Below are 23,855 nucleotides of genomic sequence, written 5' to 3'. Positions count from 1 at the left end.
TGTTTCATCACCTTGCGGGGCTATGGTGTACATATAAGAACGCCTAGCACTCAAGTGCTACAAGTATAAATTGATTAAATCCTCTGGGCAATGCGTAACTTCGCCGATCTCGCTCTAGGATTTGCGCGAGTTTCTTCATCCGTAGCGATGATTACTTTTTTGGTGAGAACCTGTAAGCGATCGTCTTCACGAAATGTATGCTTGACAATGCGATCTTCCAGACTGTGGAAAGTAATTACGGCAATTTTACCACCTGTTTTTAGCCAATCTGGAGATACAGCTAGCCATTTTTCGAGGCTCTCCAATTCACGATTTACAGCAATTCTTAGGGCCTGAAATGTGCGCGTGGCAGGATGGATTCTGCCATGTCGATAGCTGGCGGGGACGCAAGCAGAAATGGCATTGGCAAGTTCCAACGTAGTTTTAAATGGACGCTTCTCCACAATTTGACGGGCAATTCGTCGCGAAAGTCTCTCTTCTCCCAGTTTAAAAAATATATCCGCAAGTTCAACTTCTTTGTAGTGATTGATAATTTCCGCAGCAGTCAGAGTCTGGCGATTATCCATCCGCATGTCAAGATCGCCCGACTCTCGAAAGCTAAACCCTCGCTCAGCAACATCAAACTGCGTTGAACTTACACCCAAATCGGCAAGGATGCCATCAAATTTTAAATCTGCCGAAGGTTTATATTCACAAAAGTTGCCACGCCAAAAGGTTACTTGATTTATATAATCTGCAAGTTTTTCGGTTGCCGCCGCGATCGCCATTTCATCGAGATCGATCGCTACTAAACGCACATTTTCCGCCCCTTGCAAAATTAACGAGCTATGTCCACCACCGCCAACTGTGCAATCGAGGTATATACCATCTGAAATAATCTCTAAACCTGCGATCGCTGGCTCGGCAAGTACGGGAACATGATGAAACTGAGCAGTCATATTTTTGAAGTTTGAATATATTACCTAAGAGGGGCATGAAGCAGCCCCCTTAGTTTTGAGAGCAAAGCACCTAAATCGTTATCAATATGTATCTTGATAATCGCAATAAGGTAACCAAAGTCATTAATATAGTCTACTGTGCTGTTTATTTGCCGAATTTGTCACCATGAAACATACTCTCTCCGTTGTCGTCCAAGATGAGGCAGGCGTGCTGACCCGCATTGCTAGCTTGTTCGCCCGCCGAGGTTTTAATATCGAGAGCCTTGCGGTCGGGACTGCCGAGCAAGATGGATTTACGCGCATTACGATGGTGGTCTCTGGCGACGATCACACGATTGAGCAAATCACGAAGCAGTTGCATAAACTGATCAATGTGATCACAATTCTTGACTTTACCGATATTCCTTGTGTTGAGCGCGAGCTGATGCTCGTTAAGGTAAATGCCGCTCCAAATGTGCGATCGGAAATTATTGAAATATCTCAGATTTTCCGCGCCCGTATTGTTGACGTGGCTGATGATTTCTTGACAATCGAAGTGGTCGGCGATCCTGGGAAGATGGTGGCTATTTTGAAGATGTTAAACAAGTTTGGCATTCGCGAAATTGCTCGTACTGGCAAGGTCTCGTTAACCCGCGAATCGGGGGTTAACACGGAATATCTCAAAATCTCCAAACATAGCCTAGGCAGCGCCGTATCTAATTTCTAATTTTAGCGATCTCGCTTTACACAAACCTATAAATTTAACAAGCCTTGCTATTTTGCGAGGCTTGTTAAACTTGTTAGGTCGGACAACTTTTTGTGAGATTTTTGTCAGACCTCGACTGCGAATATCACTCAAAAATGCTACGTTAATATAAAATCAATCACTAATCTTAAGTAATTGCGAAATATAAAATCAGAGTTTGTAGGAAATGACTCGACTGAAATTATGACTTTGTAATGGAGTGATTGAATGAGTTTCAAGGCTCTGACTATAATATGAGAACTTAGTTCGCAAGATAGGTAAACAAAAATGGTTCAAGCTTTAGCTAAGACTGAATTGGTAACTTTTGCAGAATTTGCCGCATGGAAGCCAGAGAATAGACTTTATGAACTTCATGATGGAGTAATTGTTGAGATGCCACAACCTGTTGGAAAGCATGAGCAAGTGAAGGGTTTTTTAACCATAGAACTTGCTTTTCTGGTTAGACAAGCAAATCTTCCTTACTTTTTGCCTAGTCAAGCTTTCGTGAAAGTACCTGATGCTGAATCGGCTTATTTGCCTGATGTCTTAATTTTAAAGACTTCTAATTTAGTAAATGAGCAATTGTGGGAGAGTCAATCTACAGTCACTCAGGGAGCATCTGTTGTCATTGCGATCGAGGTGGTGAGTACTAATTGGCGGGTTGATTATTTCACTAAGGTTAAAGATTATGAGGAGATGGGGATTCCTGAGTATTGGATTGTGGATTATTTAGGAATTGGTGGTAGAAGGTTTATTGGTAATCCTAAGCAGCCAACAATTTTAGTGCATGAGTTAGTTGATGGGGAGTATCAAGTAACTGCTTTTAGAGAAGATGAGCGAGTTATATCGCCAACTTTTCCAGAATTGAATTTGACGGCTAATCAGATTTTCCAAGCGGGTAATTAACAATTTGAAGCGATCACTAGACAAAATCAATATCAATAAATTTTTAACTGGAGAAAAAATATGACAGTTACTTTAATCAATCAAACTTACACATTTGACGAATATTTAGCAATGGAAGAAATTGCTACTGAAAAAAATGAATATAAAAATGGAGAAATTATTGGCATGACGGGTGGAACAACAGACCATAACAAAATCGCCTTAAATTTTGCCACAAACTTAAAATTTGCACTCAAAAAACAAAAATACAACATATTTATCGGTTGATGTTAAGCTCTGGATTCCTTCTTACTCAGAGGCAACTTATCCTGATGTGATGCTGATTGAAGGTGAACCTAATTATTACGGAAATAACCAAACAATCATAACAAATCCCTATTTGATTGTCGAAGTTCTATCAAAATCAACACAAAATTACGATCAAGGCGAAAAGTTTTATTATTATCGCTCAATTCCTGAGTTCAAAGAATATATTTTAATTAGCCAATATCAATATTATATAATGCAATTCAATAAAATTAATCAGGGCAAATGGATATTATCTGAATATCGAAATGATAATTTAGCATTATCTTTACAAACAGTAAAATTTGACATTTCCTTTGAAGAAATTTATGAAAATGTCAGCCTTGGCTAATCTATACAAATCAATAACTAAACGAACTCGGCGATCGCCTGTGGCTGATGATAGCGATCGCACAGGTCAGCATTAAGTAAACTTTCCTTTACACAATTAACCCAGCTATGAGGATTTGACTTTTTATTTGTATAGGAGATTACCTACCATAGTATGATGCTGTCAGCCCATAGCCAACGATTCCGTACAGTCATCACTATGCGTATCGCCATATTTACCGAGACATTTTTGCCAAAAATTGATGGCATCGTTACTCGCCTCAAATATACCGTCGAATATCTGGTCAAGCTCGGTAACCAAGTATTGGTGTTTTCGCCCGATGGTGGACTTAAAGAATACTGTGGCGCACAGATTTATGGCGTATCAGCCTTTGACTTCCCGCTATATCCAGAACTAAAAGTAGCTCTCCCACGTCCTTCGATTGGCTATGCGCTAGAGGAGTTCAAACCCGATATTATTCATATTGTAAATCCTGCAATTTTGGGCATGGCAGGTTTATATTATGCCAAATCGATGAATTATCCGCTTATGGCTTCCTATCACACGCATTTACCCCAATATTTGCAGCATTACGGATTGGGATTCCTTGAAGGCTTGATGTGGGAATTGGTCAAAAACACTCACAATCAAGCAGCTCTAAACCTTTGTACTTCGACAGTAATGATCGATGAACTGCGATCGCATGGTGTTGAGCGGCTAGATCTTTGGCAACGTGGTGTCGATACCGTGCAGTTTCATCCAAGATTTAAAAGTGCCGAAATGCGATCGCATCTCACCCAAGGTCATCCCGAAGCTATCTTATTTCTATATGTGGGCAGACTCTCTGCGGAAAAAGAAATTCAGAATATCTTGCCAGTGCTGCAAGCAATCCCAAATAGCCGTCTTGCACTAGTTGGGAATGGACCCTATCGTCAGGAACTTGAGAAGATTTTTGCAGATACCAACACTAATTTTGTGGGCTATTTACGTGGTGACGATCTTGCCGCCGCTTTTGCGTCAAGTGATGCTTTTTTATTCCCATCGCGTACTGAGACTCTGGGCTTAGTTTTGCTCGAAGCAATGGCGGCTGGTTGTCCAGTTGTTGCCGCAAATTCAGGCGGGATTCCTGATATTGTCACCAATGGCATTAACGGCTATTTGTTTGAGCCTAATGATAGCAATGGCTTAACTTTGGCAACTCAAAATCTTTTGCAAAATCGTAATCAATATATGTGCATCGAAGCACGTCTAGAGGCTGAAAAGTGGGGTTGGGATGCTGCCACGCGACAATTGCAAAATTATTATGAACAGACAATAGAGGCTTGTAAACCCGTTTTAATTGTTTAAATACTTGAGAGTGCACCCGCAGGGGCACACTCTAACATAAAGAAGTATTGCGATCGCGCTCTCAAGCGGTATTCCTTCACAGTACAATGGCGATCGCTATCATTATGTCGTAAGCATAAATACTCTTTTGATCTCCCTTGAATCTGTTACCGAAATTTATCATAAGCCCTTGCTGTCACTAGTTTTTGAGGCGCAATCAGTACATCGACAATATCATCAAACTGATGCTGTGCAGATGTGCACTCTATCAAACATCAAATCAGGTCGTTGTCCTGAAGATTGTAAATATTGCCCTCAAAGCTCGCGCTATCCGACAGGGGTAGAGACTTATCCGCTGTTGCCACTAGATGAGGTAATCAGTCAAGCACAAGAAGCCAAAAAGCATGGTGCAACTCGTTTTTGTATGGGAGCAGCATGGCGCAATGCGCCTGATGGTGAAGAGTTTGAGCGGGTTTTGCAAATGGTTGAAGCCGTAGCAGGGATGGAAATGGAAGCCTGTGTAACGATGGGGATGTTGCGCCCAGATCAAGCTCAGCGCTTAGCGAAAGCGGGCTTAACAGCCTATAACCATAATCTCGATACTTCCGAAAGTTTCTATCCCGAAATTATCACAACGCGAACCTATCGCGATCGCCTCGAGACGATTCAGCATGTCTCCGAAGCGGGTATTCAAGTTTGTTGTGGCGGCATCGTCGGCATGGGTGAGACTGACAGCGATCGCATTGATCTTTTGCACACATTAGCAAACCTCACGCCACAACCTGAATCAGTGCCAATTAATGCATTATCTCCCGTTACAGGAACTCCATTTGGCGATCTTGAAGCGATCGATCCTTTAGTTTTAGTGCGGATGGTCGCAACCGCGAGAATCCTGATGCCTAAGGCAGTTGTGAGACTTTCCGCAGGACGAGATCGGCTCAGCGTTTCCGATCAAGCTCTCTGCTTTCTCGCAGGCGCAAATTCTATCTTCTCTAGTGAGAAACTACTCACCACTGCAAATCCAGACTGGCAAGATGATGCGGAGATGTTCCAAAAACTAGGTGTAAAACCGAAGGAACTTGTTTAATTTCTAGCTGTCGCCAAGTGTATTAGTACATAAAACCCAAGAAGAGAATAGCGGCGCTTCGCGCCGCTATTCTCTTCTTGGGTTTTGATATTATACTGAAAGTACTCAATAGCAAAGGCAAAGCGATGAACCAAACTTTAGCTAAGGCAGAAAACCAATATCTTGTGAAAAGATCTGTAACTTGGGAGCAGTTTAAAACTTTGCAATCCGCCTTTGATGAAATTGGTGGTGTGCGGATGATCTATTGTGAGGGAGAACTAGAAATTATGGGTATTGGTTTACTGCATGAAATGATATCCAGTTTGCTTGGGGCTTTACTTATTTCTTACTTCGTCATCAATCGTATTCGTTTCACGGCAACAGGTGCTTATACACAAACTGTTGAGCCAAAGCTTGAGTTTCAGGCTGACTTATCCTTTGCTTTTGGTAATGATCCCAAACAGACGGACTTGTGTATAGAAGTCGTGGTTACTAGCGGCGGCATTAAAAAGCTAAGAAAGTATCAATTAAGAAACATTTCTGAAGTTTGGTTTTGGTATGATGGCAGAATTAGTATTTATCACTTAGAGCATGGCGAGTATGTGGAAGTTAAAACAAGCGTCTGGTTGCCACATCTGGATATAGCCCATTTAGAAGAATGTTTGTTGATGGATTCGCAGTTAGACGCAATGACCGCCTTTGAACAAAAATATGCTAACGAGTTCACCAATTAAGACCTTGCGCGAATTTCGTAAAAACGTTGCTCAATCATTTGGAGATGATAGGTATGCCTGTAAAAATAGCGATCGCCCAAATCCAATTACAAGAAGGACAAAGAGTTATCCTTGATAAGATTAGCTGGCAGGAATTTGAGGATATTTTGGCAGATCTTGGAGAGCATCGTCATTCGCATATTGCCTATTCCAAAGGAGTTTTAGAGTTTAGGATGCCATTACCAGAACATGAACGCAATAAGGTCATTGTGAGTGATTTACTAAAGATTTTATTAAATGAACTTGACTTAGATTGGGAATCTTTAGGTTCCACTACTTTCAAAAATCGTAGGATGCAAGCAGGGATCGAACCAGATGATTGTTTTTATATTCAGAACTATCGGGCAGCAATTGGGCTGAAGCGGATTGATCTAGATGTCGATCCCGTGCCTGATCTGGCGATCGAGGTAGATCTAACTTCACAGACTCAAATGAGCGCGTATGAGGCTTTGGGAGTTGCCGAAATTTGGAGAATTAGGAATGGCAGGTTAGAAATTAATCTATTGCAGAATGGGAAGTATGGAAGTTCTGCAATTAGTTTGATTTTTCCATCAATTCCAGTTTCTGAAGGAATTTCGTCATTTTTAGAACGCAGTGACAATCTGCCGATGAGTGTGCTATGTCGAGAGTTTCGGGCATGGTTAAATCAATTGCCTCCCAGTGAATGAAAGCAAAGAAACCAAGAACTCAAGTTCTGGGCTAAAAGCTCAAGTCCACTGAAGTGGACAACAGAATACTCTTAATTAAACCGTTTCAATGGGTTTGAGCTTTGAACTTCGCACTTGAGTACAAGGCTAATGCTTATTTCTAGGCAAATTCAGGTCTACCTTGCGACATGAAATGCTTTTGCGAACTCATTTCAGGCTCTCCATCCTTAGGAACCCTCTGAATATAGGTTCCATCTGCTTTAAGATCCCAAGCTTGACGATTATCAGCTAGGATAATTTCCAGAATCTGCTTAAGTTCTTTGATCAGAGATCCTTCCTCAACAGGGGTAATCACCTCAACCCTTGCATCAAGGTTTCTGGGCATCCAGTCGGCACTACCGATATATACCTGCTCTTCACCGCCATTACTAAAGTAGAAGATGCGTGAATGTTCTAGAAAACGACCGATTACACTGATTACCCTTATGCGATCGCTTAATCCCTTCACCTTCGGACGAATACAGCAAATACCACGAATGATCAGATCGATATTTACACCGACTTGCGAAGCCTCATATAGAGCCGAGATAATCTCAGGATCAACCAATGAGTTCATTTTGGCAATGATGTAGGAAGGATAGCCTTGCTTTTGATGTTCGATTTCGCGATGGATCAGGCTCAAGAACTTCTCGCGCATATTTACAGGCGCAACTAGAAGCTTGCGATAGTCACGCTGACGGGAATAACCAGTCAGGTAGTTAAACAGATCAGTCAAATCTGCACCCAAATTATCATTACAGCTAAAAATACCAAGATCGCTGTAAAATCTCGCCGTTTTGGGGTTGTAATTGCCAGTACCAATATGGACATAACGCACTAAGCGATCGCCTTCTTGCCTTACCACCAGAGCAGTTTTGGTGTGGGTTTTGAGATTCTTAAAGCCATATACGACATGTACTCCCGCATTTTCTAGCTTCTTCGCCCAGAGAATGTTATTCGCCTCATCAAATCTCGCTTTTAGCTCTACTAATACCGCTACCTGCTTGCCATTCTCCGCCGCCCGAATCAATGCATGGACAATTGGCGAATCTCCAGATGTGCGATATAGAGTTTGTTTAATCGCTAGTACATCATCGTCATTTGCGGCATCTTCAATAAATCGCTGCACTGTTGTTGTGAAAGACTGATAAGGATGATGAACTAAAAAATCACCTTCGCTGATGACATCAAAAATGTTCTTGCCATCTTCATCCCCTTGCTTCAATCGTGGATGAGTTACAGATTTCCAAGGCTTATCCTGATGCTCAGGCATTGGCAAAAAAGAGATCGCCATCAGACCTCCTAAGCCAATTAATCCGGGAATATCATACACATCTGCTTCGGTAATCCCCAATTGCTCGATTAACTCTTTACGGATTTCTGGCGGGATATCACTGGCGATTTCCATACGCACGACTGAGCCAAATTTCTGCTTGCGCAACTCTTCTTGCAGAGCCGAAATCAGGTCATCTGCTTCTTCTTCTTCGATGTCAAGCTGCGCATCACGGGTAATCCGAAATGGATAATAACTGACAATCTCCATCCCAGGAAATAATGCATCAAGATTATGAGCAATTACTTGTTCCAAAGGTACAAAGGTATGATCGTCGGTCTCAGGAATTTTGACAAAGCGTGGCAACACATTTGGTACTTTGACCCGCGCAAAGTTTTTTTCCTTAGTTTCGCGATCGCGCACGATCACGACCAAATTGAGGCTGAGATTAGAAATGTATGGGAATGGATGCGCAGGATCGACTGCTAGTGGAGTGAGAACAGCAAATAATTTGTCTTGGAAATAGGTTTTGAGATATCGCTGATGTTTCTTATCGATATCCTTGTAGTCTAAGATCTTCACTCCATGATTGTGTAATTCTGGACGCAGGATATTCTCAAAAAATTCATGCTGCATCGTGACCAATGGCACAAGAGCCTCACGAATTACTTGCAACTGCTTTTCTGGATTAAGCCCATCATCGGAAATAATATCCATTTGCTCGGCAAACTTCTTCTTTACCCGAGCGACTCTAACCATAAAAAATTCATCAAGGTTAGTACTGAAAATCGCAAAAAATTTAGCTCTTTCTAGCAATGATGTGCGCGAGTCAATCCCTTCGCTTAAAACTCTCTTATTAAAAGCAATCCAGCTTAGTTCACGATTAAAGAAATACATGGCGAGATCAACTGACTTTTCATCTTGTTCGTCAATTGTCTCTGATATAGATTCTGAGTTTCCTATCGACTCAATAGTCGTTTCGATCATGTCAATTTCGATGATGTCAACTTCTGAATCTTTTTTGGCTAAATCTTTTTTTATTCTGGTCATAGGAGCAAAGATATCGGCTTGCGTAAAATCACTTTCAGCAATTTGCTATCACAAGAACCACAAGATATTTTTTAAAAGTGTTGCAAAGCAACACTTTTAAAAAATATCTTGGGTTTTAGTTAAGCGCAAAGGTCTGTAAATACTAGATTATCGAAGTATATGTCATTGATGTGTGAGCTTAAACACTTCACCCAAAAAATGGTGGCGCTTCGCGCCACCATTTATATAAAAATTAGCCCAAAAGTGCTTCGATATCTTTACGCAGTCCAGCATCTTCAGGCGCAACGCTGGAAGGAAAATATTTCACGACCTTACCTTCTTTATCGACTAGAAACTTATTGAAGTTCCACTGCACTTGGCTACCTGTGGTCTCAGTGAGATACTTGTAAGTATCGGCTATACCACTACCACTTACCTTCACCTTACTAAACATATCAAAGGTGACATCGTAGGTGAGAGAACAAAAGCTCTTGATTTCTGCCTCAGTTCCTGGTTCCTGTGCGCCGAAGTCATTACTAGGAAAACCGAGAATCTCAAAGCCTTTGTCTTTGTATTCACGATAAAGAGATTCTAGTCCCTTGTACTGTTTGGTGTAGCCACATTTGGAGGCGACATTGACAACCAAGGCAACCTTACCTTTGTACTGAGCGAGATCGACTGGTTGACCATCGATGTTAGTAATCTTGAAATCGTAGAGTGTGGACATATTTTCGTTTTTAGAGTTATTTGATGATTGTTAGCATCAGCAGTAATTTTAGGATTTTCAGCACCTGCGGTGCTGAAAATCCTAAAATTGCTGCATAGTTAAAAAACTTACTTAGCTTTTTATAGCGATCGCATGGCAAGTGTAATTATCCTAATTGGTGTACCCGCGAGCGGTAAATCTAGCCTCGCTAAGAAGATGTTGCGTGCTACTAATCAGACTTCTCGTCAGAATAGTAGCAGCCTCACCCATGGGCAAACCCAACTAATCAGCCCCGATCGCATTCGAGAATCACTCTATGGATCAGCCGAAATGCAGGGAGACTGGGCAGAAATCTGGGCGCAGGTACAACGGTCATTTGCCAATGCAGCGAAATCGCAACAATCTGTAATATATGATGCCACAAACTATAAACGCGAATATCGTAAAAATATTATTGACCTTGCCAAAGAACATGGATTTAAGCCAATTACAGGAATTTGGCTAGATGTGCCGCTCTGGATTTGTTTGTCACGAAATGATATGCGCGATCGCGTTGTCCCTGAAGATGTCGTAGTAGAAATGTATCGCACCCTAGCCTATAACCCACCCACCCTAAGCGAAGGCTTCGATCGAATCTTGTTGCGCGATCAAAAACTAGACAACGAGTGGATCGACTGACGAAAGGCGATGCTTAGCACCGCCTTTCGTTTATGGTTTGGTAACCAGTATTTTTTCACTTAACGCAGCAGCCTCTTGAGTCTTGTTGTTATTTGGCATAATCTTTCGCAGAGCATCATTAGTTGACTCAAAACAATTTTCATGTCCAATTTCCTTGAGTAATCCACTGCGCTCTAATAACTGCTCGACTTCAGGACGCAAACCACTCAAAATTAATTGACAATTATGGCGTTGCAGATCGTGATAAATCTCTTCTAGTGCAACTAAGCCTGTTGTATCCATACTCGGTACATAGCGCATTCTCAAAATCAAGAATTTAACTTCAGGCGCATCACGCAAGAACGTAACAAAGCTCTCCGCAGCGCCAAAGAACATCGGACCATCAATCCGATAAATGGCGATTTGTTTACCAAAGTCGAGAGGAACACCAGCAAGAAAGACGTTATCTTCAGGCATTTTCACTAGACTGAGTTCACTCATCCGCTTAATAAAGAGAATACCTGCGGCAATCAGACCAACTTCCACCGCTAAAACTAGATCAAAACAGACGGTAACTAGCCATGTCAGCATCATTACCCCAAAATCAGCATAGGTGGTATGGATCAGCAAGCCGATCGCTTCCCACTCCATCATGCGAATACTGGTAATCATTAGAATCCCAGCGAGGGCGGCAAGGGGAACTTGCGAGGCAAGAGGCGCAAATGCTAATACGATCAGGGCAAGTGCCACACCGTGAATCACTCCCGATAAGCGAGTTTTGCCACCAGCACGCACATTCACCGCAGTCCTTGCGATCGCCCCAGTCGCAGGAATACCGCCGAAAAATGGCACGATCATATTTGCTAGTCCTTGCCCGATTAATTCCCGATCGCTGTTGTGGCGATCGCTAACACTCATACCATCGGCAACGACGGCTGCGAGTAGAGATTCAATACTGCCCAATGCTGCCAGTGCGATCGCGGGATTAATTAACTCACGAATCAATCGAAAATCATTCCAATGGGGAATCGATTGAGGCATCGGTAAAGATTGAGGAATCAGCCCAATCGTGGGTACTTCGAGATTCCATTGCGATTTGACGATTACGGCAGCTATGGTAGCGACGACTAAACCGACTAAAGATCCTGGAATCGATTGATTGATCCGATTCCATAATAATTTTGTGCCAATGGTTAAGAGCGCTAAGGCGATCGCTAACCAGTTATAGCCTTCTAAATTCGTGACCGTTTGCCAAAGCGCTTGCAAGAAATGCTCTTGATTTGGGAGATGTAACCCAAAGAAATTATTTAACTGCCCACAGAAAATAATTACGGCAATCCCATTTGTAAAACCTGCTGTGACAGGATAGGGAATAAACTTCACTAACCGTCCTAGTTTTGCAACACCAAGCGCAATTTGGATGATGCCTGCCATCACACCTGCAATCCAAACTTTTTCAAGCCCATACTTGGCAACGATTCCGACTAAGACGACCGCCATTGCCCCCGTTGGTCCCGTAATCTGTACAGGTGAGCCACCAAATACGGCGGCAACCACTCCAGCGACGATCGCTGTATAAAGTCCTGCCTTTGGCTCCACACCACTGGCGACGGCAAAGGCAAGCGCCAAGGGTAAAGCGACGACTGCGGCGGTAAGACCTCCCGTCAAATCGCCACGAAAATTACTAAACAGTCCCTTGAAGGGAGAATTTTTTGGAATTTGATTTTTTGGGATTGGATTGTTTCTAGCTAAGCTTCCTGCTTGTGCCATGAGATTCTAATTACTCCAATTTTTGTAGTGATTCCCGCATTTCAATTACGTGATTGTTAAAAAGTTCTAGCGCCGAATCCAATACCTTAAAAATCGTGGGATCGCCGACAGAATAGTAAGCAAAGTTCCCTTGTTTCCGCGATCGCACTAAGTTGTATCGCCGCATCACCGCTAACTGTTGCGAAACCGCTGAAGGTTCCGCCTCAATCCACTGAGCGATCGAATTAACGCTTTGCTCTCCGATCCGCAAAGCATTTAATATTTGAATCCGAACAGGATTGGATAAAACTTTAAATAAATCAGCTTTGAAATAGCTTGGTTGAAACGTCATATGAACGACCTTATTCACTTACACCTCCTAACTTTACGAGATTGAGTTACAAGGTCAAATGTGTATTCAGTAGATCTTTTATATTTAAAGATGTATATATTCTAACCTATAAATCTTCAAAGTATTGCGGATAGAATATCGAGAAGCAACTTTTGTCGTAGTGAAACCAATTTGGGGATTTTCAGCGCCTACGGCGCTGAAAATCCCCAAATTGGTTTTGATGCAAGTCCGCCGACGGCGGACTTGCATCAAAACCAATTTTTATAATGAGAATTGCTGCTAAAAAATAATTGGGCTTTGTCTAGTTCTCGTTTTGTGTTAGCTTAAATAGACTCAATCTCTAAGGGGTACAGTAGGTTAAAATGGCTAAGCGCCGCAATCAGAAAAAAGAAAAAGCACTTCGCAACCAAGCGTATGCGCGTAAGTTTCGTAAGCGTACCCCTATGGGTCGCTTTGGACGTAGAAGACCAATGGGCAGCTATAACGATCCTGAAGATTCTGAATCCAATGGTGCTGCGGATACTGGTGCAGCCGATACTGGCGCTGCTGATACTGGCTCTGGTGGCAATAAATTCTAATTTGAATTCTGGTGATTATATACCAGCATTCTACAGATCATGACCACAAGTTTTGCCCTTGCTTTACATACAACGACTACCAAATTAGAGCTTGCGATCGCGGAAATTAACCCAAACTCCGATCGCAATCCTCAAATTTATATTATCCACAAGCAGCAGTCATGGGAACTAGGCAGAAAGCTATCTGTACAGTTACATGACTGCTTAGGTTTGTTTGTGGGTGATCATTCATGGAATGATTTTGCTTTTTTAGCGATCGCCACAGGTATTGGTAGTTTCACTGGCACAAGGATCGGCATTGTTGTAGCAAGAACGATCGGCGAGCAGTTAAATATCCCTGTATATGGGATTGACTGCCAGACAATTGTCTCTAGAGCACAGCAGTCTACTCCAAACTTATCTTTGAGCGAAAGTTTGTTAGCGATCGCTTGCGATCGATGGCAAGCAGGAATTTATCCTAGTTGGCAAGATGCTTTGCCAATCTATGAACAATAAGCAGAAGGGGTGCTATGCACCCCTTCTGCTTTTTCGGATCTCCAAGTGGTAGAATTATGTTGCTGAAAGTAGATAAAAGTTGAATTTTCTTAACTAGCGATCGCTCGTTAGAACTAAAGGGGAACCATTTTATTACTTAAGCAAAACCCACTTAAGACGGTAGTTATTCCCAGCTTGACCTATGCTTCAAGACGCGATCGCCATTCGTCATTATCAAAAGATTACCGACTCCCTCGTCGAAATGTCAGAACGTGGTTATCGTGCTACGGACGAAATGAGGCTTTTTTTAGACGGTTATCTATCGGCTCTGCGCTTTACTAACGCTGTAGAAGCCCATCACATTCACCGTCTTGAAGAAGAAGTAATCCGATTTCTATATGATTCTTCTAACTTTGCTTCTCCTTATGAGTTGGAGTTGGAGGTTGAACGGGGTGAAAGATAAACGCTGTGGCGAATGCCTGCTGTAAGCGGAGTTTGAAAGCGATCTTGCTTAACGACTTGTAACCCTTGCTGCTCACAAAATATATCTAGCTGTTCGCTTTCTTCGGGTAGCCATTGACCACGATAGAGTACTGCTATGCCGCTTTTTTTGAGAAATGGTAATGCGTAATCAGCACAAATATCTGGTTTACCTACGGCTCGCACAAGGGCTAAGTCATACTTTTTTTTGTAATCAGAGAGCTTATTAATGTCTTCGCTCCGCCCTGCTAGGGCGATCGCATTCGATAATTGCAAAGTTTGAATTGTTTCTTCGACAAAAGCAACCTTTTTTTGTTTGCTATCCAGCAAGGTGACTTGCCATGACGGCTTGGCGATCGCGATCGGTAAACCGGGAAAACCTGCGCCTGTGCCAATATCAACTACCTTAATATCTTCACGATCCCAAAAAGCTAATACGCCACGTAACGAATCCCATAAATGCTTTTCCCAAAAATCATCGGCAACTGTAATCCGAGTCAGATTTTGTTTGCTATTGCCTTCCAAGACAAGCTCGTATAGCTTTTCAAATTGATCGATTTGGTCTGGGTTGGGTGACCAATTGAGGGTAGATTGCCAATGCTCAAATAGATGGGAAAAGTGGGGCATAAAAAACATGAAGTAAATTCTGCGCTTGGCGCGATCTCTACTTTACTAGCGATCGCGAGATCTCTCATTCGATGTTTGTTGAATTTTGACATTAGACGATAAGATCAAACAAACATTAAGATTCATGTAGCATTGCTAAGCGATGATAGATGATCAGCTACGCGCAGTCGCTTATAGACTGCCACCGATATAACAAAAAAATATAAAAGGATGAAATCTAATGACCGAAGAAACGAAAGTGCGAACTGCTTTTACAAAGGATGAGCGCGGCATCTTAAATAATTGGGCGATCGAACCCAAGATGTATTTTGATGACAAAGTCGAGAAGAAATCTGAGAAGCAAGTTGAGAAAAAAGGCGATGAGCAAGGTGAAGCGCGTTTTGAGATGAATGGACGCTCGGCAATGATTGGGATTACCTTGCTAGTCTTGACAATGATTGGAATTACCTTGCTAGTCATTGCCTAGAAAGAATCAGTTTTTTGTGGCGCGGCGAAGCCGCGCCACAAAAAAACTGGTTCTTTTTTAAATCGCAGAGAGTAATCGTTTTATGACAATTCCCCAAGACCCAATTCAGTTTTTAACGCTTGCCGAAGCCCATGCGATCGATGGGGCAATGCTTTCAACGATGGAAAAATTTATGACCCGCATCACCATTTCATCGATGCGGATCATTACCAAAATTGCTCAAGAATTGAATATTCACGCTGAAGAGATCGGGACTAGTCAAATCGTGCAATGGATTGAGCATGATTCCCAGATGCGTAAAGAGCAAGGTGAAGATGCCGCATTTTTGAAATGGACTTCACCTCATCCTGATTTAGATTTTGAAGACACTCGTCAGGATGAAGTTACACCTGCGAATCTTTCTAGCCATGAGAAATTCCTCACGCGCATGGTGATTTCGGCTATGTCAGCATTAGTCGCGATCGCGAAAGATTACAGCGCTCATATTGAAGATTTGACTGTAGCACAAATAATTTCTTGGGTGGAACGCGATGCTAAAGTTAAGCGCAAGCAAGGTGAAGAAGCTGCATTTTTATCTTGGTGATTTGTATTAGGCCATAAACCCAAGGATTGAATAGCGAAGCGCCGCCATTCAATCCTTGGGTTTTGACATGGAGATTGCGCGATTGCGACCTTGCGCCTTGGCTTCATACAATGACTGATCGGCAGAGGCAATTAATTCTTCAGCAATAGAGTCAGGTGTAGGAATTAGACAGGCGACTCCCAAGCTCAAGGTGACATATTCATTTACATCTGACTTTTCGTGAGGAATGGCAAGACTTGCAATTGCATTTTGAATCGAATCTGCAAAGATTAATGCTCCTTCTGTATTAGTGTTGGGCAAAACCACAACAAATTCCTCCCCACCGTAGCGAGCAACTAAGTCTGATGGGCGTTGTGGAACTAGATTGATCGTCTGTGCAACTTGAATCAAGCATTCATCTCCACCCTGATGTCCGTAGTGATCGTTGTAGCGCTTGAAATAGTCGATATCGATCAGAATTAAAGATAAAGGTTGTTGTTCTCGCAGATGTCGTTGCCATTCTTTAGATAGGAAGTCATCAAAGCTACGACGATTTGCAATCTGAGTTAGGCCATCTACATGCGCTAGGCGCGATAGCTCTAAATTAGCCCGTTGAAGTTCGATCGTGCGATCGCTGACTTTTTGTTCGAGATCACGAGCATACTCTTCTAGGCGTTTATAGGAGAGCCTCAGATATCGTCCTAGCTCCCAAATCGTAATTGCGATAGCGACACTGAGCAGTGACACCATCGGCGTGATGATCGGAATCCACCATCCATACTGGAATGCGTAGTAGTCCATAATTGTAATTATGATCAAGCCTAAAAATACAGCCAGAATTGACGATTGCCAATTACGAATAAATTTCGCGCCACAGGTTGCGCCGACAATCGCCCATAGTAAAATCCATAAATAATTTAAAGGCTTGCTAGTTGCTTGTAAAAGCACTCGACCATCTAGAGCCGCACTGATAATTTGACTGGTGCTGTTAGCATGGACGATTACTCCTGCCATTAAACTAGGATTGTAGGGACTTTGGTGCATATCGTTTAAGCTCGGAGCAGTTGTCCCAACTAACACAATGCGATCGCGAAGTAAGTCGGTAGGGATAAGATTTTCGAGGACATTGGTTACGGAAATGGTTTCAAAGTCTTTAGCTTCGCCGCGATAGTTAAACAGCGTTTGGTAACCATCAGTGTTGTCAGAGTTATATTCGCCTTCATTACCTGTAAGCGGCAAAAATTTCGCTTTACCTAAGCGAAATTTATTGCGATCTGTATCGTCTGGATTAAAACTTATCCCTTTTTGCGCGAGATAAGTAGTAGCCAGTTTTGTTCCAAATGATTGGCGATCGCTAATAAAAATTAAATTGCGCCGAATTTTGCCGTCAATATCTAGAACCAAGTCACTGGCTCCTATTTGACCTTTCGATTCTAAGATCGGTGGCGGTGGCACTGACTCTCTAGAAATTTTAGCAATCCCAATTAAATTAGATGTATTTGCAAAGATTTCTGCGAGTTCTTCTTGTCCTGGCTCGATCGGAAGATTGCGGTAGATGTCAATACCGATGACTGCTGGCTGCTGAGTCTTGAGATTGCGGATTAGTAAAGCCATATCGCGATCGGACATTGGCCATTTACCCATTTTTTTAATGCCTTCTTCATCGATCTCAACAATCACAATTCGGCGATCGCGTTCTTCTTTTGGGCTAATTTGCTTTAATGCGTCATAAGCTCTTAACTCAAAAATTGCAAACAAACCAAAATGACTACCTAGTCCTATCAGTCCCACTAGGGTAGTAGTTAGTAAATATATACCTAGCCTAGACCCCTGTTTCATACTTTAAAATGGTACATTTGGATCATCCTAAGAGAATTTTAGCTATGTTTACACAGGCTTTAAATATTTGCATAAAAACTACTGCCTTGGTCATCTTATTAAATTTAGGATCAAGCAGTCTAACAAATGACAAATTAGCGGCTCAATCTGAAGCTTTTACTTCTCAAAAAGTAAAAGCTGAATTTATTCCGCCTAAAGGCTCAGGGGTTCCCAAAGATCCGACTACCGCAGGCGGGACTCGCCCCGTTGAATGCTACGAGGTTAATTCTTGCTTAATTCCATTACTACCAGTATCGGCGATTAGCAAGCTAGATTATTATCCTTTAACAGTTTCTGAACGTCCTACCTTTTATATCAGCTTGCCAAGAACTTCTGGCACTGCCATTTTTACGCTGTACCAACATCTTCCCTCTCAAATCAAAAAGATTCACAGATTCTCTTTTCCAGTAAAAACTTCTGGTGGAATTGTCGGAATTACCCTCCCTAAATCATCTCCCACGCTCCAAAATGATAGTACCTATGAATGGAGATTGTCATTGAAGAATGAGACCGCTAATGGATTTGTCCGTCGCGTTCAACTCAAGCCCAATTTGTCACAGAAGCTTAGAGAAGCCAAGCCTTTGGACCAGTTAGCTATTTATGCTGCTGAGGGAATTTGGTACGATAGTATCGAGACTTTGGCAGCATTGGCGAATTCTCAGCCCAGCGATCGCAAAGTATTCACTGAATGGGCAGTTTTCCTTAAGTCGGCAAACATCGCTCCAGAGATGATCAAGCAAAGCTTTACGACCTGTTGTCAAGCTGAGAATTAATCTCAAAGCGAACTTTAAATATCTTTAGGATCGCAAATTAAATAAAACCCAATATTATTACGACGGGCGAAGCCCGCCATAATAATATTGGGTTTTGAATTGCATAAGTTATTTGATTTTCATCCCTTAGGATTTTCTAAAGCCATGAAACAATCAACCTCCATTCCTTTATGTTTTCTAGCTTCTCTGTGTTGGTGGGTGAGTGAATATTCAAGTATTAATTATTTCGCTCAGGCGCAAATATTGCCTGACGCTAGTTTGCCTCAAAATTCTGTTGTCACAATTAATGCAAATATCATTAATATTACAGGTGGTACTAGGGCTGGGAATAATCTTTTTCATAGCTTTTTAGATTTTTCAGTCGCAACAGCTAACACAGCTTTTTTTAACAATGCTATAGATATTCAAAATATTCTCACGCGAGTTACTGGAAGTTCCAGTTCTCAAATCAATGGGATTCTCAAAACAAATGGATTGGCTAATCTTTATTTGATTAATCCCAATGGCATTGTCTTTGGTGCGGATGCTAGATTGGATATCCGTGGTTCTTTCGTTGCAAGTACTGCTAATAGTATTAACTTTGCTGATGGTTCTCAATTTAGTGCTGTTAATCCTCAGGCTTCTGCATTATTAACCATAAGTGCGCCATTAGGTTTACAGATGGGGAGCAATCCCCAACCAATCTCTGTACTAGGAAACGGCGGTGGCATTAGAACCACTTCTAATTTAATTGACACCTCCTTGGGGTTGCGGGTGGATTCTTCCCAGACTCTTGCTTTGGTCGGAGGCGATATTGCGATCGCAGGCGGTACTTTGAAAACGGCAGGTGGCAACATCGAACTTGGCAGTTTAGGAAGCTTTGGACAAGTACAACTGAATTCTACCAATCAAGGGCTAAAGTTGTCTTATGGTGCTGCGACAATATTTCAAGATATTCGCCTCTCAGGCAAAGCTTCTGTAGATGCGAGTGGATTAGGCAGTGGCAATATTCAGGTCAGAGGAAAAAATATTTCTCTCATTGGTGGATCGCAAATTCAATCCAGCACAATCGGAAATCAAAATGGCGGCACATTATTGGTCAAAGCTTCTGACAAAGTAGAATTAACAGGTACTTCTCCAGATCTACGTTTCGCAAGCGGTTTAGTGTCAGAGATCAGACCTAATGCCACAGGAAATGGCGGCAATATGATTGTTGAAGCAGCAAAATTTTTCATGAAAGATGGAGCTGTGATTTCGACGAACAATCTAGGCAACGGAATTGGAGGGGACTTATCAATCAAAACTTCTGAGAATGTAGAAGCAATCAATAGTTTTATAACTGCAACTCTCAGAGGCAGTGCCAATGGAAAAGGTGGCAACCTAATCGTCGAGACAGCAAAACTATCTCTCCAAAGATCCCAGATTTCGGCTGATGTCCAAGGGAAAGGTATCGGCGGCTCAATTACAATAAAAGCTTCCGAGAGCATAGAGGCGATTGGTGCTGTTCCAAATGGCAGAGATCCCAGTGGTTTCGTGATTTCGGTCGGTCGGAGTGGAGAAGGAAAAGCTGGAGATATTTTCATCAATACGTCAAAGCTTTCTCTGCAAGATGGGGCTGGAATTTCATCTAGTACCTTTGGTAAAGGCGATGCTGGTTCTATTTGGGTGACAGCTTTAGATAGTGTGGAGATTATTGGTCGCTCCATTAATGATCGCCCTTCGTCTTTAGCTGCTAGAGTTGAAGACACAGCTCAAGGGAATGGCGGGAACATAACAGTTATTAGCGATCGCTTAGTCGTCGATCGCGGTGCTATTATCTCAGTCTCTGATATAGCAGGAGTCAAAGGGGCTGGCAACATTCAAATTTCAGCAAATTTTATGCGCCTCGATCGCAGTAGCGGCGTGGATGCCTCAACTAGAGCTGGTGTGGAAGGGAATATTTTTCTAAATACTTCAAACCTCCAACTATTTAACAATAGTCGAATTCAGGCAAATGCTTTTGGTTTAGCTACTGGCGGTAATATCAAGATTGTGACTGATACTCTGGTAGCTTTTGAGAATAGCGATATTACCGCCAATGCCCAGCAAGCATCTGGTGGTCGAATAACTATTAGTGCGGCTGGCATCTTTGGGACAGCCTTTCGTCGCGGACTAACACCCAAAAACGATATCACAGCCAGTTCAGATCTAGGAGCTGATTTTAATGGCGTGGTTCAATTAAATATCTTTGAAGCAGATCCCAGTAGATCCCTAAGCAGAGTTCCTATAAAAATTGACGATTCAAGTAGGTTAATTGTGCAACGTTGCCAAGCCGATGTTAATCAAAGTAAGTTCACAATCGCAGGTAAAGGAGGACTACCATCAAGTCCTAATGAAGTAATTACGGATAGCCTAACTCATGACATTTTGGGAGAAAGCGAACCTGTAATATCTAGCTCCCAGTCGTTCAATCCTCAGCCAGAAGCCAAACTCGAAATTGTCGAAGCAAATAACTGGGTGATTGCAACTGATGGTGGCATCGCTCTTATTGCTAACAAGCCAAATACTATGCTCAGATCAACAAATATTAATTCTTTAACATCGTGCAGACATTAACAACCCTCGCTTACCGATTCTCCCTTTTAGGGTTCATTTTAACGATCTTACCCATAATCGAAAATCGGTCTGTTAGTGCCGCTTCTTACAAATATTTCGAGATTGAACCGATCGCCGCTCAAATCACGCAAAGTACTGGAATGCAGTTAGTTACTTTGCAAAATATCGAGATAAATCAAGCTTATGTTTCCGATCTAGTTCAACAGGGCAAAGAATTCTATACAGAGGGGAAATTTAGTGATGCGATCATAGTTTGGCAAAGAGCACTTAAGGATTCAGAAGATAATCAATTAAGGCAAGCCATGCTATTAAGTAATATTTCTCTAGGTTATCAACAATTGGGAGAATGGGACAAAGCAAAAAGTGCGATCGCTAGTAGTTTACAGATTTTAGCAAGTCAACCAAATATCAAAGGCAAACTTAAAATATTTGCTCAAGCCATTAATACACAAGGTAGCTTGCAGTTTGCTTTAGGGCAAATGGAATCAGCTCTAAGCTCATGGCAAACCGCTACGAACACTTTTAGTCAAATTGAAGACCACACAGGCAAAATGTCTAGTCTTCTTAATCAAGTTCAAGCATTAAAAGCCTTAGGGTTTTATCATCGCATGGTGGAAGTCCTGAGCATTATCGATCTGTCCTTACAAACTCAACCAGACTCTGAATTGAAAGCCAGTGGATTGCGTAGTTTAGGCGATCGATTGCTATTGATGGAAGACTTCCCAAAAACTAAAAAATTATTAGGGCAAAGCCTAGAAATCGCCTCCAAGCTGAATCTCAAATCAGAAATTGGTGCCACGCAGTTAAGTTTAGGAAATCTTGCTCGTGCAGAATATGACTCTAATGCAGCATTCAAGTTTTACAATGCTGCGGCAGGTAACGCGACCTCGCCCCTTAGAAAAATCCAAGCAGAACTCAATCAATTTAGTCTTTTGATTGAAGAGAAAAAATTCTCAGAAGCGCAAACATTAATCTCCACCCTTGAAGTACAGAGCGATCGCTTACTTCCCAGCCGAAGCGCTATATATGCCAAGCTAAATTTCGCTCAGCATCTAGCTATCCTTGCAAAACAAAATACCACTAGTAAGCAGGATTTACTTCTTAAATCCGCAAACATCTTAGCTGAAACTATTCGTCAAGCAGAGTCATTGGGCGATCGCAGAGCTAAAGCCCATGCATTAGGAAGTCTAGGTGCATTATATGAGCAGTCTCAGCAATTTAAAGAAGCAGAAGATCTAACTAACCAAGCTCTGTTTATTGCTCAATCGATCAATGCTCTTGATATCGTCTATCGCTGGCGATGGCAGTTGGGAAGGCTACGCTACGCACAAGGAGATATATCTGGTGCGATCGCATTTTATAGTGAGGCAGTGGAAAATCTTCGACAAATTCGTAATGATCTGGTATCAGTTAATGCGGGATTGCAATTCTCATTTCGCGAAAGTGTTGAACCTATTTATCGGCAATTGATCAGTTTACTTTTATTAGAAGATGGTGCTATTTCTAGTCAAAAAAATCTTAAAAAAGCCCAAAATGTGATTGAATCTTTGCAATTAGCCGAACTAACTAATTTTTTGCGCTCTGACTGCCTCAGTGCTAATCCAGTAGAAATCGCTGATGTCGATCGCCGAGCAGCTGTAATTTATCCGATTATTCTCGAAGATCGATTAGAAGTTATTCTCAGTGTTACTGATCAGCCTTTGCGCCGTTATTCTACTAGTATCAACCAAAAGGAACTTGAGCAAATTGTCGATGAACTACGGATAGATTTACGCGAACCCAGAACCCAAGATTATTTATCCAAATCTCAAACTGTTTATGATTGGTTAGTTCGACCTGCGATCGCAGATTTGCGTAAGGGCAATATTAAAACTCTGGTATTCGTTCTCGATGGCTCTCTCCGCAATATTCCCATGTCAAGTCTCCATGATGGGGAAAACTTTCTGATCCAAACCTACAGCGTTGCTCTTACCCCCGGATTACAACTGCTAGATCCCAAGCCTTTGGTACGTGAAAAAATTGCAGTTCTGGCAGGAGGACTCTCAGAGGAGCGACATGGATTTACAGCCCTGCCTAACGTGCTCCAAGAAATAAAGAATATTCAAGCCCAAGTTCGCAGCAGTAGGGAACTGCTCAATCAAGACTTTACTGAAAATAATTTACGAAAAACCTTGTTAAATAGCCCTTTCCCAGTTATTCATTTAGCCACCCACGGGCAGTTTAGTTCTAGAGTTTCTGATACATTTTTGATAACTTGGGATGGAAGGTTAAATTTAGAGAGTCTTACTCAATTAATTCAAAGCCGAGGTCAAGATAAAGTGCTGGAGTTACTTATTCTTAGTGCTTGTCAAACTGCTGTTGGCGATAACCGCGCAACATTGGGTTTGGCTGGCATGTCAGTTCGCGCAGGGGCAAGAAGTACAATAGCCTCGCTTTGGTCAGTTGACGATGCAGCTACAGCTCTATTTATGACTGAGTTTTATCAGGCGTTAGCCAGTGGCAAAACTGAAAAGGCGGAAGCGCTTCGACAATCTCAAATCGCATTACTTGTGCAAACTAAATATCAACACCCTTATTACTGGTCTCCTTTCGTTTTATTAGGTAATTGGCTTTAAAAAATAACCAGTAAATAGCTTTGCAGA

The 23,855-nt window shown here is 42.0% G+C and carries 22 protein-coding genes and 1 pseudogene; 16 read left to right on the top strand and 7 right to left on the bottom strand.

Going from position 1 to position 23,855, the window contains the following annotated elements:
• Positions 1 to 74 precede the first annotated feature (74 nt).
• Positions 75 to 938 carry a 16S rRNA (cytosine(1402)-N(4))-methyltransferase RsmH gene (rsmH, locus tag APA_RS13480; protein ID WP_201322775.1) on the bottom strand — a complete coding sequence of 288 codons (864 nt, stop codon included), beginning with the start codon at positions 936 to 938 and terminating at the stop codon, positions 75 to 77.
• A 166-nt stretch (positions 939 to 1,104) separates the two neighbouring features.
• On the opposite strand from rsmH, the gene ilvN reads away from it, so the two are divergent.
• The 7 genes and pseudogenes from ilvN (at position 1,105) to APA_RS13445 (ending at position 7,017) form a co-directional block, all read left to right on the top strand.
• A complete protein-coding gene (gene ilvN, locus APA_RS13475) occupies positions 1,105 to 1,644 on the top strand; it encodes an acetolactate synthase small subunit (protein WP_142653088.1) in 540 nt (179 codons plus the stop codon).
• Between the two features lie 306 nt (positions 1,645 to 1,950).
• Positions 1,951 to 2,568: a Uma2 family endonuclease gene (locus tag APA_RS13470; RefSeq protein ID WP_201322774.1), complete on the top strand. Its 618-nt coding sequence runs from the start codon at positions 1,951 to 1,953 to the stop codon at positions 2,566 to 2,568.
• Between the two features lie 60 nt (positions 2,569 to 2,628).
• Positions 2,629 to 3,205, top strand: a pseudogene (locus APA_RS13465) (Uma2 family endonuclease).
• Between the two features lie 198 nt (positions 3,206 to 3,403).
• Positions 3,404 to 4,531, top strand: coding sequence for a glycosyltransferase family 1 protein (locus APA_RS13460; RefSeq protein ID WP_201322822.1), 1,128 nt, complete (start codon positions 3,404 to 3,406; stop codon positions 4,529 to 4,531).
• A 127-nt stretch (positions 4,532 to 4,658) separates the two neighbouring features.
• Positions 4,659 to 5,597: a biotin synthase BioB gene (gene bioB / locus APA_RS13455; protein ID WP_201322773.1), complete on the top strand. Its 939-nt coding sequence runs from the start codon at positions 4,659 to 4,661 to the stop codon at positions 5,595 to 5,597.
• 125 nt (positions 5,598 to 5,722) lie between these two features.
• Entirely contained in the window at positions 5,723 to 6,310 is a 588-nt protein-coding gene (locus tag APA_RS13450) for a Uma2 family endonuclease (protein ID WP_201322772.1), read from the top strand.
• Positions 6,311 to 6,363: 53 nt separating this feature from the next.
• Positions 6,364 to 7,017: a Uma2 family endonuclease gene (locus APA_RS13445; RefSeq protein ID WP_201322771.1), complete on the top strand. Its 654-nt coding sequence runs from the start codon at positions 6,364 to 6,366 to the stop codon at positions 7,015 to 7,017.
• A gap of 139 nt (positions 7,018 to 7,156) precedes the next feature.
• Here APA_RS13445 and ppk1 read toward each other — a convergent pair whose 3' ends face one another.
• Positions 7,157 to 9,358 carry a polyphosphate kinase 1 gene (gene ppk1, locus APA_RS13440; protein WP_201322770.1) on the bottom strand — a complete coding sequence of 734 codons (2,202 nt, stop codon included), beginning with the start codon at positions 9,356 to 9,358 and terminating at the stop codon, positions 7,157 to 7,159.
• A gap of 232 nt (positions 9,359 to 9,590) precedes the next feature.
• Positions 9,591 to 10,064 carry a glutathione peroxidase gene (locus tag APA_RS13435; RefSeq protein WP_201322769.1) on the bottom strand — a complete coding sequence of 158 codons (474 nt, stop codon included), beginning with the start codon at positions 10,062 to 10,064 and terminating at the stop codon, positions 9,591 to 9,593.
• 132 nt (positions 10,065 to 10,196) lie between these two features.
• On the opposite strand from APA_RS13435, the gene APA_RS13430 reads away from it, so the two are divergent.
• On the top strand, positions 10,197 to 10,721 hold the full coding sequence (locus APA_RS13430) for an AAA family ATPase (RefSeq protein ID WP_201322768.1): 525 nt from the start codon (positions 10,197 to 10,199) through the stop codon (positions 10,719 to 10,721).
• 30 nt (positions 10,722 to 10,751) lie between these two features.
• On the opposite strand, the gene APA_RS13425 is transcribed toward APA_RS13430, so the two are convergent.
• Positions 10,752 to 12,470 carry a SulP family inorganic anion transporter gene (locus APA_RS13425; RefSeq protein ID WP_201322767.1) on the bottom strand — a complete coding sequence of 573 codons (1,719 nt, stop codon included), beginning with the start codon at positions 12,468 to 12,470 and terminating at the stop codon, positions 10,752 to 10,754.
• 10 nt (positions 12,471 to 12,480) lie between these two features.
• Positions 12,481 to 12,801 (bottom strand): helix-turn-helix transcriptional regulator, encoded by a 321-nt coding sequence (locus APA_RS13420; protein ID WP_201322766.1) that lies wholly within the window; start codon positions 12,799 to 12,801, stop codon positions 12,481 to 12,483.
• Between the two features lie 362 nt (positions 12,802 to 13,163).
• Between APA_RS13420 and APA_RS13415 the strand changes: the two genes are divergently transcribed.
• From APA_RS13415 to APA_RS13405, 3 genes are all read left to right on the top strand, one after another.
• Positions 13,164 to 13,379 carry a hypothetical protein gene (locus tag APA_RS13415; protein ID WP_094530815.1) on the top strand — a complete coding sequence of 72 codons (216 nt, stop codon included), beginning with the start codon at positions 13,164 to 13,166 and terminating at the stop codon, positions 13,377 to 13,379.
• 39 nt (positions 13,380 to 13,418) lie between these two features.
• Complete coding sequence (locus APA_RS13410; RefSeq protein ID WP_201322765.1) at positions 13,419 to 13,874, top strand: hypothetical protein; 456 nt, start codon at positions 13,419 to 13,421, stop codon at positions 13,872 to 13,874.
• Between the two features lie 181 nt (positions 13,875 to 14,055).
• Positions 14,056 to 14,316 (top strand): DUF6761 family protein, encoded by a 261-nt coding sequence (locus APA_RS13405; protein WP_201322764.1) that lies wholly within the window; start codon positions 14,056 to 14,058, stop codon positions 14,314 to 14,316.
• On the opposite strand, the gene rsmG is transcribed toward APA_RS13405, so the two are convergent.
• Positions 14,277 to 14,960: a 16S rRNA (guanine(527)-N(7))-methyltransferase RsmG gene (gene rsmG, locus APA_RS13400; protein WP_201322763.1), complete on the bottom strand. Its 684-nt coding sequence runs from the start codon at positions 14,958 to 14,960 to the stop codon at positions 14,277 to 14,279. The two genes, APA_RS13405 and rsmG, sit on opposite strands and share 40 nt — an antisense overlap.
• A gap of 220 nt (positions 14,961 to 15,180) precedes the next feature.
• Here rsmG and APA_RS13395 point away from each other — a divergent pair, with 220 nt between their 5' ends.
• The gene (locus APA_RS13395) at positions 15,181 to 15,426 is read left to right on the top strand and encodes a hypothetical protein (protein ID WP_201322762.1); all 246 of its coding nucleotides are present in this window, start codon (positions 15,181 to 15,183) and stop codon (positions 15,424 to 15,426) included.
• 82 nt (positions 15,427 to 15,508) lie between these two features.
• Positions 15,509 to 16,009, top strand: coding sequence for a hypothetical protein (locus tag APA_RS13390; RefSeq protein ID WP_201322761.1), 501 nt, complete (start codon positions 15,509 to 15,511; stop codon positions 16,007 to 16,009).
• Positions 16,010 to 16,057: 48 nt separating this feature from the next.
• Here APA_RS13390 and APA_RS13385 read toward each other — a convergent pair whose 3' ends face one another.
• Positions 16,058 to 17,827 carry a CHASE2 domain-containing protein gene (locus tag APA_RS13385; RefSeq protein WP_201322760.1) on the bottom strand — a complete coding sequence of 590 codons (1,770 nt, stop codon included), beginning with the start codon at positions 17,825 to 17,827 and terminating at the stop codon, positions 16,058 to 16,060.
• Between the two features lie 44 nt (positions 17,828 to 17,871).
• On the opposite strand from APA_RS13385, the gene APA_RS13380 reads away from it, so the two are divergent.
• The 3 genes from APA_RS13380 (at position 17,872) to APA_RS13370 (ending at position 23,828) form a co-directional block, all read left to right on the top strand.
• The gene (locus APA_RS13380; RefSeq protein ID WP_201322759.1) at positions 17,872 to 18,639 is read left to right on the top strand and encodes a DUF928 domain-containing protein; all 768 of its coding nucleotides are present in this window, start codon (positions 17,872 to 17,874) and stop codon (positions 18,637 to 18,639) included.
• 144 nt (positions 18,640 to 18,783) lie between these two features.
• Positions 18,784 to 21,213 (top strand): filamentous hemagglutinin N-terminal domain-containing protein, encoded by a 2,430-nt coding sequence (locus APA_RS13375; RefSeq protein ID WP_201322758.1) that lies wholly within the window; start codon positions 18,784 to 18,786, stop codon positions 21,211 to 21,213.
• Entirely contained in the window at positions 21,201 to 23,828 is a 2,628-nt protein-coding gene (locus tag APA_RS13370; RefSeq protein ID WP_201322757.1) for a CHAT domain-containing protein, read from the top strand. The genes APA_RS13375 and APA_RS13370 overlap by 13 nt, the downstream gene beginning before the upstream one ends.
• Positions 23,829 to 23,855: the final 27 nt, after the last annotated feature.

The organism is Pseudanabaena sp. lw0831, assembly GCF_016584665.1.
GTDB lineage: Bacteria > Cyanobacteriota > Cyanobacteriia > Pseudanabaenales > Pseudanabaenaceae > Pseudanabaena.
The sequence above is the reverse complement of the archived record's forward strand: the minus strand, read 5'-3'. Positions and strand labels throughout refer to the sequence as shown.